We start from the raw sequence: 18,400 nt of genomic DNA, 5'->3' as shown, positions 1-18,400 counted from the left end.
TCCTAACTATTTATTTTCTGGAGGGGCGGAAAAATGAAGAAAATTTCAAAACGACAGCAGGATATATTATCATTCATTAAAGAAGAGGTTAAAATCAAAGGGTATCCCCCTTCCGTACGGGAGATCGGGGAAGCAGTAGGATTAGCATCCAGTTCAACTGTTCACGGGCACTTGGCACGTCTAGAAAGCAAGGGTTTCATACGTAGGGACCCCACTAAACCACGTGCAATAGAGGTATTGGATCCTGAAGGTCTCGAAGCTATGAAGTCCGGAGTAGTACATGTACCTCTCGTTGGTAAGGTAACTGCCGGCCTTCCGATAACTGCGATTGAAAATATCGAAGAGTATTTCCCATTGCCAGATTCATACGGAACTGCTGATGAAAATCTATTCATGTTAGAAATTGTCGGCAGCAGTATGATTGATGCTGGAATATTGAATGGTGACTATGTAGTTGTTAAACAACAACAAACAGCTAATAATGGTGAGATTGTTGTTGCCATGACGGAAGAAGATGAGGCAACTGTGAAGAGATTTTTCAAGGAAAAAGATTATTTCCGTTTACAGCCTGAAAACGAATCAATGGAACCAATTATCGTAAATAATGTTTCCATTCTTGGTAAAGTCGTAGGCGTATACCGACAAATCCATTAATAAAAAGAGGGAGTCCCAGTCTAATAGCCTTGACGGGGACTCCCTCTTTTTATTTTCTTTCAATCAATTTATCTTCAAATAATTTCTCTACAGAGGACATGACAGCAGCCTTTACGTGTTCGTACGTTAATCCACCTTGGACGTATGCAGTATAAGGAGGTCTAATCGGGCCATCAGCTGTTAGTTCTATACTCGAACCTTGTATGAATGTGCCTGCAGCCATGATCACATCATCGGAATAACCTGGCATATATGATGGTTCTGGCGCATAATGTGCGTTTATTGGAGAATTTTCTTGAATGGTTCTGCAGAATGCAATCATTTGATCTGCATTACTAAAGTTAACTGATTGGATCAAATCTGTTCGCTTGTTCGTATAATGCGGAGTTGTGTCAAATCCGAAACTTTCAAGGAATGCCGCAGTGAAAAGCGCTCCTTTACAGCTTGGCTTACGACGTGCGGGGCGAGGAAGAAACCTTGGTACATTTCGAGTAATGTATCAAGTGATGCTCCTGCTTCTGCACCTATTCCCGGAGAAGTCATTCGATAGGCACATTTTTTCACAAGATCCTCACGACCCGCAATATAGCCACCAGTTCTTGCAAGTCCCCCACCCGGATTTTTAATGAGTGAACCTGCCATTAAATCAGCCCCAACTTCGGTTGGCTCTGTCGTTTCCACGAATTCACCATAACAATTATCAACAAATACAATTATTTCGGAGTCAATCGATTTAATAAACCGTACCATTTCCTCAATTTCACTTATACTAAAGGAAGGACGGTCTGAATAACCTTTCGAACGCTGAATTCCAACCATTCTTGTCTTGCTATGAATGTTCTTTTTCACTTCTTCAAAATTAACCGATCCATCGTTGTTCAAGTCGATATGCTTATAGGAGATACCAAAATCATTTAACGAACCCGTATCCTCTCCATGACCAGTTACAATCGAGTCAAGAGTGTCATATGGTTTCCCTGTTATGTATAGGAGTTCATCCCCTGGTCTAAGTATACCGAATAAGCTGAGCGATATAGCATGTGTTCCTGAAATAATCTGATTGCGAACAAGGCATGATTCAGCTCCAAATACATCTGCATACACTTGTTCAAGTACATCACGACCACTATCATCATAGCCGTATCCAGTGGAACCGGTTAAATGAAAATCACTGACCATGTTCTTTCGGAAAGCCGACAGAACCTTCCTTTGATTGAAAAACGCTATCTTTTCAACTTCTTTAAAATATGGAGTAAGTTTTAGTTCAGCCTCTTCAGCCCTTGAATCAATTTCAGTTGTAAATTCGTGAATCCTCATTGTTTTATCCTCTTTCCTACTAATAGTCACCTCATTATATTATCAGTCTGACGGTAGAGGTCAATGAGAAAGAAAAAAGAACAGGATGTATGCCCCTGTTCTTTGGTCTATTAGTTATTCTTCATCCTTCAAAAGAACCGGTTTTGCAGGTACGTAAGTTGAAATCGCATGCTTGTAAATCAATTGTTGCTTACCATCGGATTCAAGTAGAACGGTGTAATTATCATATGATTTGATAAGACCTTTTAATTGAAAACCGTTCAGCAGAAAAACAGTGACAAATGTATTGTTTTTCCTTAAAGAATTCAAAAACACTTCTTGCATATTACCTTGTGACATACACCCCAGCCTCCAATTACTTCTATATTTCTATTGCTCTTTTACTTATTCGATTCGATTCGATTAAAATCCTTTAAAATTATTAAAATTCCCTCAACATTTTTTTTCGTATCTAAAAGGGCATCCACCCAAAAAATATCCATTTTATTTCTAAAATAGGTCATTTGCCGTTTTGCATAATGACGTGTATTTTGTTTTATTAAGGCAACAGCATCATCAAACGACAATTTCCCCTCTAAATACTGATGAATTTCTTTATATCCGATTGCCTGGACTGATTGAACATCGCGGATTCCCTTATTCCATAAAGCACTCGCTTCGTCCAGTAATCCTTCCTCCATCATTTGATCTACCCTTCGATTGATTCTATCATAGAGGACTTCACGATCCATATCCATTCCAATGATCACATGATCATATACAGGGACGCGTCCCTTTCCTTTTTCATGTTCGTTTTTGGTCTTGCCTGTAACTTCAATAATTTCTAACGCACGTATTAGTCTTCTGTGATTATTCGGATGAATTTTTTCTGCACTATTGGGATCTAATGTAAGTAGACGATTGTACAAGCGTTCTGGCCCGCCGTCAGTAGTTAATTCATCTTCGAGGGCCGTCCTGACAGTTTCATCGGAAGCCTCATCCGTAAATCTGAAATCGAATAGGACAGACTGAATATATAGTCCAGTGCCTCCAACGATAATTGGTTGCTTTCCCCTTTTCAAAATATCATCGATACAGTTCCTGACTGCATATTGGTATTCAGCAACAGAAAATGACTCCGAAGGCCCTTTCACATCAAATAAATGATGAGGAATTCCATCTTTTTCTTCTTCTTTTATTTTTGCTGTTCCGATATCCAAACCTTTATATACTTGCATTGCGTCCCCATTAATTATTTCTCCGTCCAACATTTTGGCAAGCTCAATACTTAATGCAGTTTTGCCTGATGCTGTGGGACCGACGATCGCTATTACTTTAATTTCATTTTTCATTTTTATCGATCCAGCCTTTTATAAAATCATATACTTCTTCACGATTTACTTCTTGTAACATTTCATGTCGGCCGCCTTCGTACAGCATGACAGTTACATTTTGTAGTCCCTCATTTACAAGTTGACGTGCAACCTTCCATATACCTTTCCCTTGTTCACCAACAGGATCTTGTAAACCCGATAGTAGCAAAATGGGCAAGTTTGCAGGTGTTTGACGGATTAGTCCTCGATTATGGATTTTGGATATCCCATTAAAGAGTTCAAGGAAAAAACCAGTCGATGGCACAAAGCCACAAAGTGGATCATTAATATACTCTTCTACAGTTTCTCTCCTTGAAGACAGCCAATCAAGGGGAGTTTCCGGAGATACAACTGAATTTTTAAAGGCGCCAAATACTAATTTATTGATAAAGTAATCCTGTTTTTCAAAATCTGTTACTTGCCCCTTCAATTTCGCAAGAGCTTGTCCTCCAAGTCGACTCACCCTTGAATCCGACGCAGTTCCCGAACAAATCATTAAATCCAATTCGATCCCGAACATTTGTGCATATCTTCTTGCAATAAAAGATCCCATACTATGACCTAAAAGTATGAAACGCGGTGCTTGAAACTTACTCTTAAAATAATTTGCAACTTCAAATGCATCCTCAACGATGCAATCGAATCCGACGGAAAGACCAAAGGATCCCAATTTGCCATTCAATTGGGCAGTTTGGCCATGCCCGCGATGATCATGGCCAGAAACAGCAAATCCATTTGCAACAAGATAATGGATGAAATCCTTATACCTTCCAATATGTTCTGCCATCCCATGAAGGAGATGAATATGTGCGATTGGATGACTTGCGGGCTCCGCATAGATTGAATGGATGGTAAAACCATCGTTCATTTCCAATTGAATTTCATTCAATTTTGCTCTCCTCCAGTTCAATGCTTGAACACTCTTGCAGCCTCGACAGCTTTTTTTCCACCCTGTATAAAGTGCCTCTTGCGTTTCAGGTTCCATTTTAGGCGAGTAGGTCCTTTCTTTCGCCCATAACGCCTCAACCTTTTCCTTCGATTCAAAAAATCCAGTCGCAAGCCCCGCGAGATACGCAGCACCTAATGCGGTCGTTTCTAAAAATGCCGACTGCTCTACTTCTATTTGCAATAGATCACTTTGAAACTGCATAAGGAACGTGTTGGCGACCGCGCCACCATCAACTCGTAAGATATTTATCTTTTTCTCGGCGTCTTTTCCATAGTCAACAGGACATCATTTGTTTGGTAGGCTAATGATTCAACCGTAGCCCTGATGAAATGCTCTTTTTCAGTGCCGCGTGTTAGTCCGAAAACTGCCCCTCTTGCATCGGAATCCCAATATGGGGTGCCAAGCCCAACAAACGCTGGAACAACATAGACACCATCAGTCGATGCGATTCGTGTCGAATAGGTCTCAGAATCCTCTGCTTTCTGAATCATCCTCATGCCATCCCTTAGCCATTGGATGGCAGATCCAGCAACGAAAACGCTGCCTTCTAACGCATAGGTCACTTTCCCATCTATTCCCCATGCTATCGTTGTAAGTAAACCATTTTTGGATTGGACAGGTTTTTCACCAGTGTTCAGCAACATGAAGCAACCCGTGCCATACGTATTCTTTGCCATTCCCTCATGGAAGCATGCCTGCCCGAATAAAGCGCATTGCTGATCACCCGCAGCACCCGCGATTGGTACTTCTGCTCCAAAAAAAACCGATGGCGCTGTATGTGCATATATTTCAGACGACCCTTTGACTTCAGGTAACATATTCATCGGAATATCTAACAAGTCACATAAGTCTTTATCCCAAGCAAGTTCATTTATATTAAAGAGCATTGTCCTACGCGTTGGAATAATCAGTGACATGGACTTTACCGTTAGAAAGCTTCCAGATGAGGAATGAATCAATTGTGCCGAAAAGCAATTCACCTTTTCGGGCACGTTCTCGCACCATCAACTTCATCCAAAATCCATTTCACTTTCGTTCCAGAAAAATAAGGATCCAATTGCAATCCTGTCTTTTCACGAATGCTTTCTTCAATACCCTTTTCACGAAGCTCTTCAACAATCCGTTGGGTTTGCCGGGATTGCCAAACAATTGCATTATAGATGGGTTGGCCCGTATTCTTATCCCAAATGACTGTCGTTTCCCGTTGATTTGTAATACCGATTCCGTCAATATCCTCCGGCTGATGCCCACTTTCCGTAAGAACTGAAGCAATGACGGACAGCACCGAACCCCAAATTTCATTAGCATTATGCTCAACCCAACCTGGCTTAGGGAATATCTGACTGAACTCCCTTTGTGCCAAATGAACAATTTTACCTTCTTTATTAAAAAGAATTGCCCTTGTGCTAGTCGTTCCCTGGTCGATGGCTAAAATGAATTTCCCCATTCCCTACTCCACTCCCCTTGTTTCAACTGAAATTCACATTACTCTTTTGAACATTTTCTCTATCTCATATGTTGAAAAGTGAACAAGTACTGGCCGTCCATGCGGACATGTATATGGGTTTTCGGCATGTGATAAGTCTGATAGTAATTTTTCCATATCATTAAACGATAGATGATGATTAGCTTTTATCGATTTCTTACAACTCATCATAATGGCCGTTTCTTCTCGGAGCTTTCCTATATCGGTTTTCCTTGTCGTTAAAACTTGTTCAATCAGCTCTTCGATAAGAGATGTAACTTCTCCTGCTGGAAACCAAGCCGGGTATTCTTTCACTGTATAGGAAGACGGTCCAAATTCCTCAAGGAAAACACCGACCTCATGCATTGCTTCCATGTTTTCTTCAAGTTTCACTTTTTCATTACCAGAATAATGGAATATGAGTGGCATCAAGAGCATTTGCCTTTCATCTACTTCAACTTTACTCAATTTATCTCTAAAGAATTCATATTTTATGCGTTCCTGGGCGGCATGCTGGTCAATCATGTAAAAACCATCTTCATTTTGTGCGATTATATAAGTACCGTGAACTTGACCGACGGGAACAAGTGAAGGGAACCTCTTTTCCGGTTCTTCTATTTTCACACTAATAGGTTCTTCTTCATGCTCTTCCATTACTTTTTCCGGCTGTACAGTGTTTATTGTTTCAGTTGGAGTGGGCGGAACATAAACGGTTTGGGCGGGAAACGTTTCTTCAACAACTACCGGGCTCTTTTGTTCAACTTCTCGTTCTACCTCTTTCCTAACTGGCGAAATACCGCTCCATATCGTTGTTTGTTCTGATTGTATTTTTGTGACAGGTTCTTTTTTAACGGCATTCGGAACGATTATAGATAGTTTGACTGCATCACGGACTGCAGATTTAATGATTGAAAGTAATTCGCCCTCTTTGCTAATACGGATATGCTGTTTGGAGGGGTGGACGTTTACATCGGTAAGAAACGGATCGCTTTCTACATTTATGACAGCGATCGGATACCGTCCAATTGGCAAGTATGTATGCATGCCATCAAGGACGGCCTGGTTTACCGCATAGCTTTTTACCCATCTACCGTTCACAATAAGAGTCATATAATTTTTAGAAGCCCTTGTCATCTCGGGTAATGTGATAAAGCCGTTCACTTTGAAATCGGCGTTCTCTCCACTGAAGGGGACCATTTTTCGCGCTACCGCCATGCCGTATATATCATTCAACACTCTTCTTTGGTCCCCACTACCGGTCGTTTGAAGGATCAACTGGCTATGATGGGATAGTTTAAAAGCAATATGCGGATGGCTTAAGGCTAGTCGGTTCACAAGATCAATTGTATGACCAAGTTCAGTCTGTATCGTTTTCATATACTTCAATCTTGCAGGTGTGTTGTAGAAAAGTTGTGCAATCGTCATGTCTGTCCCTTTTCTGAAGGCTGCATCCGATTGATCTAAAACAACACCGCCATCAATTTGCACTTTTGTCCCTTCCGTTTCGCCATCAGATGTCCAAAGGCTGATTTTTGAAACGGAAGCGATACTTGCCAGTGCTTCTCCTCTGAATCCGAGGGTTTTGATTCTGAATAAATCATGTTCGTTTGAAATCTTGCTTGTTGCGTGACGTTCAAATGCGAGGACGGCGTCATGTCGGGACATCCCTTTCCCATTATCAGTTACTCGTATGGAGGTGAGACCAGCTTCTTCTAATGCGATTTCAATTGATGTACTGTGTGCATCGATTGAGTTTTCGACGAGTTCTTTGACGATTGAGGCGGGTCTTTCTACGACTTCACCTGCTGCAATTTTGTTTGATAATGAATCATCCATTACTGAAATGATGTCCATTGCAATCCCTCCTCGTTGCTTAATTGAATCTATTTTTAACTATTTTTAAGTTCTTTTTGCCAATCCATGATTAGATGCATTGCTTGCATTGGGGTTAGGTTCAGTAGGTCAGTATGCTCCAATGCGTCGAGTACTGATTTATCTTTTTCTGTCATCTGATCAGATTCATCGGGCAAGTCGAAGAACGACAGTTGTGTTGCACTTGTCTCATTATTCATTGTCTGTTCACTTTCGAAGTTGTCCAATAGCTCCTTGGCACGGATTACGATTGAATCCGGAAGGCCGGCAAGTTGTGCAACATGAATCCCATAGCTTTTATCCGCTGCTCCAGCCATCACTTTATGAAGAAAGACGACTCTCCCTTCTCGTTCCATCGCTGCAACATGGACATTCACTAAACGATTCAAGTTCTCATTGAGTTTTGTCAGCTCGTGATAATGGGTGGAGAATAGTGTATTGGCGCCAATTTCATCATGGATGAACTCCATCATTGCTTGGGCAAGTGACATTCCGTCGTACGTTGATGTTCCCGACCTATTTCATCGAATAGAAGAAGGCTTTTTTCCGTGGCATTTGCAATGGCATATCTAGATTCCATCATTTCCATCATGAATGTGCTCTGCCCTGAAGCAAGGTCGTCTGCTGCACCTATTCTTGTAAATATCTGATCGGTAACTGGTAGTTTAGCGAACTCGCATGGTACATAACAGCCGATTTGCGCCATAATAACCGTCAAAGCAACTTGTCGCATGAATGTACTTTTACCTGACATGTTTGGACCGGTGATTAACAACATATTGGCGTCTTCTGCCAATACACAGCTATTCGGTACATATAGTGACTGATCCATCATTTTCTCAACAACGGGATGACGACCATTTTTAATTTCTAAGGCTCGTCCATTATGGAATTGCGGTCTTGTATATCGATATTTTTCCGAAACTGTTGCAAAAGAAAGAAGTACATCTAATTCAGATAATACGCTTGCTAACTTTTGCACTTTCCGTATATGGCTTTTCATCTCATCGCGAACATTGCAGAATAAGGTATATTCGAGATCCTGTCCTTCAGCTTCCGCATTTAATATTAAATCTTCCTTCTCTTTTAGCTCAGAAGTGATATAACGCTCCGCATTGGCAAGTGTTTGCTTTCGTTCATATCTTGTTAAATCAGCGAGATGAATATTAGACTTTGTAATTTCGATATAATAGCCAAATATGCGATTGTACCCAATCTTCAATGACTTAATGCCAGTTCGTTCACGTTCATCTCGTTCGAGTCCAGCTAACCATTCCTTACCGTTTCTTGAGGCGTCCCGATACTGATCCAATTTTTCATTAAAGCCGTCTTTAATGATGCCGCCTTCTTTAACCGATAGAGGTGGGTTTTCTGCGACGGAAGCTTCCAATAATTGCAGGGCTTCTTCACATGTATCAAGTCGTTCAGAAAAGCGTTGGAGCCGTTCGTGACCTGATTGGAATAGTGCGTTTTTCAAATTAGGAATGCACCTAAGTGAATTTCTTAATTGAGCCAAGTCCCTTCCGCTTGCGTTGCCCATGGAAATCCGACCTGATAGCCGTTCAAGATCATAAACTTCTTTCAACGATGTCTTCAATTCATCCCGTAGAAAGTAATCATCTATTAAATCGGTTACAAGCTCTAACCTGTCTTCGATTGCAGACTTGTCCGCAAGTGGCTGGTGAATCCATATTCTTAATTTCCTTGCGCCCATAGCAGTGGAGGTTTCATCCAACAACCAGAATAGCGTGCCTTCTTTACTTCCATTACGTATAGACTTAATCAGTTCCAAATTCCGCATCGAGTTTGCGTCAATGGAAAGTTTATCTGTCTTTTGTATGTAATCGAATGGGCGTAAATGATCGAGGCTGGATTTTTGAGTACGTTTGAGATAAGATAGGAGAATTTCGCATGCTTCCATCATCTCAGAAGGAATTTCGGACTGCGTTGCAATTCCGCCTTTTTCTCCTTCTCCATTTTCCATTGAAAGAACGATATCCCTTTTTGCCATGCCTTCATTTAAGGTAATATGTAGACGTTCACGGACAACGATTTCCTTCATGCCTAACGCTTCGATTTCACTAATTAGAGTTCTTTCATCACCCGAAACAAATTCCACTTTACCTTCCCCTGTTGCAAGGTCGACATAAGCAAGTGCATACCGACCATCCTCTAATTGATCTGCCGCTCCGATGAAGTGATTCGCATTTGCATCGATCGTCTTACCTTCTGTGATTGTACCTGGTGTTATCACTTTCACGACTTCTCGCTTTACAATTCCTTTAGCTGCTCTTGGATCTTCGGTTTGTTCACAGATTGCAACTTTATGACCTTTTTGCACAAGTGTTTCGATATATCCTTCTGCGGAGTGATATGGAATTCCACACATTGGTATTTTATCCGCACTACCACCGTCTCTGCTTGTTAATGTGATTTCAAGGATGTTTGATGCTTCAATTGCGTCGTTGAAAAACATCTCATAGAAGTCACCGAGACGGAAAAATAGAAAGGCATCTTCATATTCGGCTTTCACATTTAGGTATTGTTTTATCATCGGTGTATATGTTGTCATTTTAAACCTCACTGTATCTACGTTTTCCCCTATTATATCAAAACTAACCCTATCACAGTAACAAAGCTCAAAAGACAATTAATTTCATATAAAACAAAAAAAGCCGGATGCTTCTTCCGGCTTAGAATGGTCGTGAATCTTTTCCTCTGTCTTCCTGATGATTATCTTCCGCTTTGAAACTTGGTTTGTGATCATGACCCTCATGAGAGGATGACTCATCGGAGATAGCCCACTCCTCTTCAAACTGGTGAGGATGGATTGTAATGGCCACTTTTGTTTCCCCAATGACTTCTGCAACCAATTCCCTTTCAACTTTAACAAGGAATTTTTCACCATCTTCAGAGATAAGTGCTTCAGTACAATTTGGATGTTGGACCACGTTGACAATAATTTCTTCCTGGCCAGATACCGGCTCATCACGGTAATGAATTCTAATTCGATCCTTATACGGAACGGTTTCGGAATAGACAGAAGTCTTTGAGTGGTCATGATGCGAATACCATACATTCACATCAAATTTGCCAGTAACTTCGATGTATTTGCCCACTTTTTTCGCCTGATGTGTGTGGTTAATCACCCAACAGCCCAAAATACTGGATGGATTATTCGGTGGCCTAAGTGTTACAGTCGATTCCGTGCGCTTTCTCCCTTTCGCGATAACAGTCTTCGTCACAATTTGCCGTATGTTTTTCAGTTCTCTTCCTCCTTCATTGACTTCTACCTATCCTATGCAACACGAGCCCAGAAAGTGAAAAAAACCGATAAGGAATTATTTATCCTCGTCGGTTTTTTTATCATTCGGTTACTTGGCGTCATTCGCTTTTGTTATCATCCAGCTGCGGGTGGCAGCTGCTCGGGTCATAAGTCAGTTCTGCTGTACGGCAAAGAACGCCGTTTCGCGCCTGCATGGATGCAGGTGTGCAGTCGTTGCGACAGGACGTCGCGCACTTAGACTGCCTTCCACTGCCTTATGCCTATCGCAGCTAACCGCCACCCTCCGCTTTTGTTATGATCCAGCTGCGGGTGGCAGCTGCTCGGGTCATAAGTCAATTCTGCTGTACGGCAAAGAACGCCGTTTCGCAGATCTGTCTTATGCCTGTCGCAGCTAACCGCCACCCTCCGCTTTTGTTATCATCCAGCTGCGGGTGGCAGCTGCTCGGGTCATAAGTCAGTTCTGCTGTACGGCAAAGGACGCCGTTTCGCAGATCTGCCTTATGCCTGTCGCAGCTAACCGCCACCCTCCGCTTTTGTTATGACAATGGTTTTGGTTTTGTGTTTTCAACGTAGGAACCAGTCTTGCCTCCACGGACATCGCCGCCAGTGGATTCAATGATTTCATCCGTCACGCTGTTTGAAATCGTATTTGAGACCAATTGAAGAAGGTCATTAACTTCAACTTGGGATTGTTTAAATTCCTGAACAATCGGCACTTCATCAATTTCCTCTTGAATTTTTTCGATTTTCCCTTCGATGATTTCAAGGGCACGTGCTTTTTCATACATTTGGAAATTTACAGCTTGTGTTTGTAATGATCTTAAGCTTGCAATTTTCTCACGAATCTTTTGGTTTTCATTGATTTGTTCTTCTGCACGTTTGAAAAATTCAACTTGTTCAGTGTTAGCGATCATATGGGCAATTTCACGTGCTTTTTCAATGATCTCTTCTTTTGTATATAGTTTTTCCATTATGACATCACCTTATCCTCTTCTACAACGCCGATAAATTCGCCGTCGAGTGACCATGTTTTGGCCTCTGTAATTTTCACGTTGACTATTTCACCAATGACAGAACGTGGAGCTCTGAAATTCACAAGTTTATTCTTTTCGGTATACCCCGCGAGAACATCAGGGTTCCTTTTACTTTCACCTTCAACAAGCACTTTAACCACTTTGCCATCATACGGCTTCATTGCTTCAGCCGACATTTCATTCACCAATTTATTAAGACGTTGAAGCCTTTCTTTCTTCACTTCCATCGGAATATTATCCACCATTTTTGCAGCTGGAGTTCCTTCGCGTGGTGAATAAATATACGTATAGGCCATTTCAAATCCGACTTCTTTGTATAAAGAAAGTGTTTCCTCGAATTGCTCATCTGTTTCGTTAGGGAAACCGACAATAATATCAGTTGTTAGCGTTACATTAGGAATGGCTTTTTTAATTTTCCCTACAAGTTCCAAGTATTGCTCCCGTGAGTATTTACGCGCCATGATTTTCAAAATATCACTGGATCCTGATTGGACAGGTAAGTGGATATGGTCAAGTAAGTTGCCACCTTTTGCAAGCACTTCGATTAAATGATCATCGAAGTCTCGGGGATGGCTCGTTGTAAAACGGATTCTTGGGATGTTTATCTTTCGAAGATCATCCATCAAGTCACCCAGCCGGTAATCCAAGTCCTCAAAGTCTTTCCCGTAAGCGTTAACGTTTTGACCAAGAAGCATAATTTCCTTGTATCCATGTGCAGCAAGCTGTCTTACTTCTTGAATAATGTCCTGAGGACGTCTGCTTCGTTCTTTCCCTCTAGTGTAAGGGACAATGCAATATGTACAGAACTTATCACAGCCATACATGATGTTTACCCAGGCTTTAATATTGCCGTGGCGTACTTTTGGAAGGTTTTCAATAATGTCCCCTTCTTTAGACCAAACCTCGACAACCATCTCTTTAGACATATATGCCTCGTGTAGGATATTCGGTAATCTATGGATGTTATGCGTACCGAATATCATATCTACTTGATCGTAGGTTCGAAGAATCTTATTGACGACCGATTCCTCCTGAGACATACATCCACACACGCCAATAAGCATGTCCGGACGCTCAAGTTTCAACGGCTTCAAATGACCCAACTCACCAAACACCTTGTTTTCCGCATTTTCCCGAATCGCACAAGTATTCAGTAGAACGACATCTGCGTCTTCAACTGTATTTGTCGATTCATATCCTAAACTTGTGAATATACCGGCCATCACTTCTGTATCATGTTCATTCATCTGACAGCCATATGTACGGATATAAAATTTACGACCTTTCCCCATGCCTAAAAAACGTTCGTCAATTTTGAAATCATCATGATAAGCGATTTCTTCCTTCCCACGTTTCTTTGCATTTTTCAAGGAAGGTGGTGTATAGACAGTCTCAAAATATTTACTATAGTCTTTTTCCGCAGCAACGGTCGATTTCACAAGCCCCGATTGCAGACGTTGCTCTTCATTCATAAATAACTTCCCCTTTCTTCAAACCTTGTGGGAATTGTATAGACTCGACTACATTATACATGAAGTTCTTTATAGTTTGAAGTGACGGGTTTGTGATTTATGGAAATCCTGTAGATTTAGGCAACCGTGTGACATTATAGTCTAAATGGGAAAAAATGAAGCCCATGGAACGAATGCTTCCGTGGGCTTCAGATAATGATTATTATCGTTTTCGTTTTTCAACGAGCAGCTTTAATGCTGTTCGTCCCTCGCCATTAATTTCAATATCAGTAAATGCTGGTGCGCATACGAGGTCGCTTCCGCTTGGGGCGACAAAACCACGAGCAATTGCAACTGCTTTAATAGCCTGATTCAAAGCACCTGCACCTACCGCCTGCATTTCCGCATACCCTTGATCTCTGATGACCGCTACAAGTGCTCCTGCGACAGAATTCGGATTAGAGCGGGATGATACTTTCAATGGACTCACCATGTTTCCTCCTTGTTTTCACGATGTCTATGGAATGTATTTATCCATAAGTCATCTTATGAAAAGAAGGAGATGATTAGACGCAACTCATGCTTCGAATACATGATCGTCGTTGATCATGATGCGCTCAATCGATAGTGCCTTTCCAGTTTGGTCGTCTAATTCTACGAAAAGACCATTCAATTGACTACGCCCTTTTTTGGGAACTTCAAAACGGACCGGTAGATTTGTTTTAAAACGATAAATAACATCCTCTTTTTTCATTCCCAATATTTCATCATAAGGGCCTGTCATTCCTGCGTCCGTTAAGTATGCGGTTCCTCCAGGGAGAATGCGGTCATCAGCTGTTTGGACATGTGTATGGGTTCCAACCACAACAGATGCTTTACCATCGAGATGCCATCCCATTGCAATTTTTTCACTCGTTGCCTCAGCATGGAAATCAACGAATATAAGTGGAGAAATTTTAGTTGCCTCTTCTATCAACTGCTCGGCTTTTTCAAAAGGATCAGAATGTGGTGGTAAAAATGTACGTCCATGTAAATTTATTACTGAAAGTGTCACACCGTTTTTCGTAATGTTGGTCATCCCCCTACCAGGTGCCTCATCTGAAAAATTCGCCGGACGAATTAAATAATCGGTGTCATCGATGAAATCATAGATCTCTTTTGATCCCAAGTGTGATTTCCCATTGTTACCACATCAACGCCCGAACGTAGAAGATCGTCGAAAATAGCTTTAGTGATTCCTCTGCCCGATGCAGCATTTTCTCCATTTGCGATGATTACGTCCGCCTGGTACTTCCTTTTTAAACGTGCGATATAGTTAAACACCATATCTCTGCCGATTGATCCAACAATATCGCCTATAAATACTACCTTCATAAATTTATACCTCTTCCTTTGTGAAGATGACAAAAAAAAACACTCCTGCACCATAATGGACAGGAGTCATTTCACATCATTTTGCATATTCGACAGCACGTGTCTCCCGGATCACAGTCACTTTGATATGACCTGGATAATCGAGCTCTTCTTCAATTCTTTTACGTATATCCCTTGCCAATCGATGGGCTGTTATATCATCGATCTGATCAGGACGTACAATAATTCGGACTTCGCGTCCCGCTTGAATTGCGAATGATTTCTCGACTCCATCATATGATTCCGATATCTCTTCGAGTTTTTGCAGTCTGCGAATGTAGTTCTCAAGAGTTTCACTTCTCGCACCCGGTCTAGCAGCAGATAATGCATCAGCAGCCGCAACCAATACTGCAATGACCGAAGTAGCCTCTTCATCACCATGATGGGAAGCAATACTGTTGATTACAACAGGATGTTCTTTGTACTTTGTAGCTAATTCTACTCCGATTTGGACGTGGCTTCCTTCAACTTCATGATCAATTGCTTTACCAATATCGTGAAGGAGTCCTGCACGCCTTGCCAACGTAACATCTTCGCCAACTTCCGCAGCTAAGAGTCCAGCAAGATAAGCAACCTCAACGGAATGCTTCAGGACATTTTGTCCATAGCTTGTACGGAAATGCAAACGTCCAAGGATTTTGATAAGATCCGGGTGAAGGTTATGGACACCCACGTCGAAAGTGGTTTGTTCACCTTTTTCGCGGATCAATTCATCCACTTCCCGTCTTGACTTATCTACCATCTCTTCAATCCGGGCCGGATGGATCCTGCCATCTTGTACGAGTTTTTCAAGTGCAAGTCGCGCGGTTTCACGGCGGACAGGATCGAATCCTGATAGGATGACTGCTTCAGGTGTGTCATCGATAATCAGATCGATACCAGTCAATGTTTCCAAAGTTCTGATATTGCGGCCTTCCCTTCCGATGATTCGTCCTTTCATTTCATCGTTCGGCAAGTTCACTACAGATACAGTCGTTTCTGCGACATGATCTGCGGCGAAACGTTGTAATGCAAGAGAAAGGATTTCACGTGCTTTCTTTTCTGATTCCTCTTTAGCACGTTGCTCCGATTCTTTCGTCATTACAGCAATATCCGTGGAAAGTTCCTTCTCAACATCGTCAAGGATAATTCGTTTCGCTTCATCCCTGGTGAGTGCCGAGATTCTTTCAAGTTCCGTCTGTTGGACGGCAACAAGATCTTCCGCCTTGCGTTCCATTTGTTCAATATGCTGTTGTCTACTGGAAAGCGCATCTTCTTTACGCTCCAGTCCCGCTTCTCTTTTATTGAGAGCATCATCCTTGCGGTCAAGATTTTCTTCCCGTTGTAAAAGGCGGTTTTCCTGCTTCTGCAATTCCGCTCTTCTTTCACGGACTTCTGATTCCGCTTCAATTCTCAGTTTGTGATTTTCATCTTTGGCTTCTAAAAGTGCCTCTTTTTTCAAAGCTTCTGCTTCACGTCTTGCATCTTCGATGATTTGTTCTGCAGAGTTTTTGGCACCCGTCACTCTTGATTCATTCACCTTTTTGATAACTAAATAGATAACAACTGCACCGACGAATAGACCTACCAAAGCGGAGATGATGTTTATAATGATGTCTGGCATCCAGGTCACCTCCTCCTGCTATTCTTTTCGTTTTCAGTCGGCCCGTATATCAACATTCAACATACTGCCATAATGATTTCATTGGTGTGAAATTATACAATTCTAATTGTATCTATGAAAAATTAACATGTCAAGGATTGTAAACAAAAGCGGAGGGGGCGGTTAGCTGCGACAGGCATAAGGCGGATTCGTGAAACGGCGATCTTTGCCGTGTAGCGAAGCTGACTTATGACCCGAGCAGCTGCCCCCAGGAGCTGGATGTAAACAAAAGCAGAGGGCAACGCTTAGGCCCGACAAGCGCTGGAAGACAAGCCGGAAAGGCGATCTTTGCCTTTTTGGCTTGTCTGAAGTGACTCGAGGGCCTGGCGACCGAAGCTGGATGATAACAAAAGCGGAGGGGGGCGGTGCGCTGCGACAGGCATAAGGCGGATTCGTGAAACGGCGATCTTTGCCGTGTAGCGAAGCTGACTTATGACCCGAGCAGCTGCCCCCAGGAGCTGGATGTAAACAAAAGCGGAGGGCAACGCTTAGGCCCGACAAGCGCTGGAAGACAAGGCGGAAAGGCGCCCTTTGCCTTTTTGGCTTGTCTGAAGCGACTCGAGGGCCTGGCGACCGAAGCTGGATGATAACAAAAGCGGAGGGGGGCGGTTAGCTGCGACAGGCATAAGGCGGATTCGTGAAACGGCGATCTTTGCCGTGTAGCGAAGCTGACTTATGACCCGAGCAGCTGCCCCCGGAGCTGGATGATAACAAAAGCGGAGAGCGATGCTAAGGCACCAAAAAACAAAAAAGCTAACTTGCACAAAGGCATGTCAGCTTTTTCGTATTATTTTTTTTCTTCAAGGAATAATTCAAGTTCTTCATCTTCCTCTTCGTCATGGCCTGCAATTACATAATTAGCAGCAGCCATTCCGTATGAACCACGAATCTTGTTCGCAATTTCAGCACGGATATCTGGGTTTTCCCGAAGGAACTGTTTCGCATTCTCACGGCCTTGTCCAACGCGTTCCCCTTCATAGGAATACCATGCACCGCTCTTTGTACAATTTCCAGTTCTGCACCAATGTCGATAATCTCGCCTTCCCTTGAGATACCTTCTCCGTACATAATATCCACTTCTGCAGTGCGGAACGGTGGAGCGACTTTGTTTTTCACGACACGAACGCGCGTTTTGTTACCTACGATATCATTTCCTTGCTTGATTGCTTCTCCACGGCGTACTTCAAGACGGACAGAAGAATAGAACTTCAGTGCCCGGCCGCCAGGTGTTACTTCAGGGTTACCGAACATGACACCGACCTTTTCACGAATCTGGTTAATGAAAACGGCGATTGTTTTCGATTTGTTGATTGCTCCAGACAGTTTACGAAGCGCTTGTGACATAAGACGTGCTTGCAAACCGATATGTGAATCACCCATCTCCCCTTCAATTTCCGCCTTTGGTACCAATGCGGCAACGGAGTCAACGACGATGATGTCAACTGCTCCACTTCGTACAAGTGCTTCAGCAATTTCCAGCGCCTGTTCGCCGGTGTCCGGCTGGGATAAAAGCAATTCGTCAATATTGACGCCTAATTTTCGGGCATAAATTGGATCCAACGCATGCTCGGCATCAATAAACGCTGCTTGTCCACCTGCTGCTTGGACTTCCGCTATTGCATGAAGTGCTACAGTCGTTTTACCCGAGCTCTCAGGTCCATAGATTTCAATGACACAGGCCCCTTGGATAGCCTCCTACCCCTAATGCCGCATCTAACGCAAGTGAACCGGTTGAAGATGTGGAAACTTGCAGGTCTGTCTTCTCCCCCAATTTCATGACGGAGCCTTTCCCGAATTGTTTCTCGATTTGTTTCAAGGCTTGATCCAAAGCCGCTTTACGATCGCTCAAAATGATTCCTCCCCTTAAAGGTCCTGTTCTGTTGTTCTTTTTCTTCCTGTCTCTACTATACTCCTTTTATGAGAAATACTCAATAAAAAGTCGAACGCTTATTCGATTTATTTTCC

The 18,400-nt window shown here is 42.4% G+C and carries 9 protein-coding genes and 6 pseudogenes; 1 reads left to right on the top strand and 14 read right to left on the bottom strand.

Annotated elements, in window-relative coordinates:
• The first annotated feature begins 33 nt into the window (after window positions 1–33).
• Complete coding sequence (lexA, locus tag QNH10_RS12225; RefSeq protein WP_283731767.1) at window positions 34–654, top strand: transcriptional repressor LexA; 621 nt, start codon at window positions 34–36, stop codon at window positions 652–654.
• 49 nt (window positions 655–703) lie between these two features.
• Here the strand turns inward: lexA and QNH10_RS12220 are convergent.
• The 14 genes and pseudogenes from QNH10_RS12220 to recA all read right to left on the bottom strand — a co-directional run bounded on the left by QNH10_RS12220 (window position 704) and on the right by recA (window position 18,284).
• Window positions 704–1,971, bottom strand: a pseudogene (locus QNH10_RS12220) (methionine gamma-lyase family protein).
• Between the two features lie 114 nt (window positions 1,972–2,085).
• Complete coding sequence (gene hfq / locus QNH10_RS12215) at window positions 2,086–2,310, bottom strand: RNA chaperone Hfq (protein ID WP_283731766.1); 225 nt, start codon at window positions 2,308–2,310, stop codon at window positions 2,086–2,088.
• Between the two features lie 41 nt (window positions 2,311–2,351).
• Complete coding sequence (miaA, locus tag QNH10_RS12210) at window positions 2,352–3,302, bottom strand: tRNA (adenosine(37)-N6)-dimethylallyltransferase MiaA (RefSeq protein WP_283731765.1); 951 nt, start codon at window positions 3,300–3,302, stop codon at window positions 2,352–2,354.
• A pseudogene (locus QNH10_RS12205) lies at window positions 3,292–4,083 on the bottom strand (alpha/beta fold hydrolase); the annotation flags it as partial. The gene miaA and the pseudogene QNH10_RS12205, both read right to left, overlap by 11 nt.
• Window positions 4,084–4,229: 146 nt before the next feature.
• A pseudogene (gene glpK, locus QNH10_RS12200) lies at window positions 4,230–5,719 on the bottom strand (glycerol kinase GlpK).
• A gap of 33 nt (window positions 5,720–5,752) precedes the next feature.
• Entirely contained in the window at window positions 5,753–7,591 is a 1,839-nt protein-coding gene (gene mutL, locus QNH10_RS12195; protein WP_283731764.1) for a DNA mismatch repair endonuclease MutL, read from the bottom strand.
• Window positions 7,592–7,626: 35 nt separating this feature from the next.
• Window positions 7,627–10,181: pseudogene (mutS, locus tag QNH10_RS12190) on the bottom strand (DNA mismatch repair protein MutS).
• 121 nt (window positions 10,182–10,302) lie between these two features.
• Window positions 10,303–10,854 (bottom strand): outer spore coat protein CotE, encoded by a 552-nt coding sequence (gene cotE / locus QNH10_RS12185; RefSeq protein WP_283731763.1) that lies wholly within the window; start codon window positions 10,852–10,854, stop codon window positions 10,303–10,305.
• Between the two features lie 577 nt (window positions 10,855–11,431).
• The gene (locus tag QNH10_RS12180) at window positions 11,432–11,866 is read right to left on the bottom strand and encodes a YlbF/YmcA family competence regulator (RefSeq protein ID WP_283731762.1); all 435 of its coding nucleotides are present in this window, start codon (window positions 11,864–11,866) and stop codon (window positions 11,432–11,434) included.
• Window positions 11,866–13,401: a tRNA (N6-isopentenyl adenosine(37)-C2)-methylthiotransferase MiaB gene (miaB, locus tag QNH10_RS12175; protein ID WP_283731761.1), complete on the bottom strand. Its 1,536-nt coding sequence runs from the start codon at window positions 13,399–13,401 to the stop codon at window positions 11,866–11,868. Before miaB ends, QNH10_RS12180 begins: the two co-directional genes overlap by 1 nt.
• 202 nt (window positions 13,402–13,603) lie before the next feature.
• Entirely contained in the window at window positions 13,604–13,870 is a 267-nt protein-coding gene (locus QNH10_RS12170; RefSeq protein ID WP_283734624.1) for a stage V sporulation protein S, read from the bottom strand.
• A gap of 87 nt (window positions 13,871–13,957) precedes the next feature.
• Window positions 13,958–14,754, bottom strand: a pseudogene (locus QNH10_RS12165) (TIGR00282 family metallophosphoesterase).
• Window positions 14,755–14,830: 76 nt separating this feature from the next.
• Complete coding sequence (rny, locus tag QNH10_RS12160; protein ID WP_283731760.1) at window positions 14,831–16,396, bottom strand: ribonuclease Y; 1,566 nt, start codon at window positions 16,394–16,396, stop codon at window positions 14,831–14,833.
• An 826-nt stretch (window positions 16,397–17,222) separates the two neighbouring features.
• Window positions 17,223–18,284, bottom strand: a pseudogene (gene recA / locus QNH10_RS12155) (recombinase RecA).
• Window positions 18,285–18,400: the final 116 nt, after the last annotated feature.

Source organism: Sporosarcina thermotolerans (assembly GCF_030067815.1).
Classification (GTDB): Bacteria; Bacillota; Bacilli; order Bacillales_A; family Planococcaceae; genus Sporosarcina; species Sporosarcina thermotolerans.
Note: the sequence above shows the minus strand (reverse complement) of the source record. Positions and strands in the feature narration are given on the sequence as shown.

Excerpts from the sequence above, each read along its gene's own strand:
- lexA (WP_283731767.1), top strand. The coding sequence starts at position 34 with ATGAAGAAAATTTCAAAACGACAGCAGGATATATTATCATTCATTAAA.
- hfq (WP_283731766.1), bottom strand. The coding sequence starts at position 2,310 with ATGTCACAAGGTAATATGCAAGAAGTGTTTTTGAATTCTTTAAGGAAA.
- miaA (WP_283731765.1), bottom strand. The coding sequence starts at position 3,302 with ATGAAAAATGAAATTAAAGTAATAGCGATCGTCGGTCCCACAGCATCA.
- mutL (WP_283731764.1), bottom strand. The coding sequence starts at position 7,591 with ATGGACATCATTTCAGTAATGGATGATTCATTATCAAACAAAATTGCA.
- QNH10_RS12180 (WP_283731762.1), bottom strand. The coding sequence starts at position 11,866 with ATGGAAAAACTATATACAAAAGAAGAGATCATTGAAAAAGCACGTGAA.
- miaB (WP_283731761.1), bottom strand. The coding sequence starts at position 13,401 with ATGAATGAAGAGCAACGTCTGCAATCGGGGCTTGTGAAATCGACCGTT.
- rny (WP_283731760.1), bottom strand. The coding sequence starts at position 16,396 with ATGCCAGACATCATTATAAACATCATCTCCGCTTTGGTAGGTCTATTC.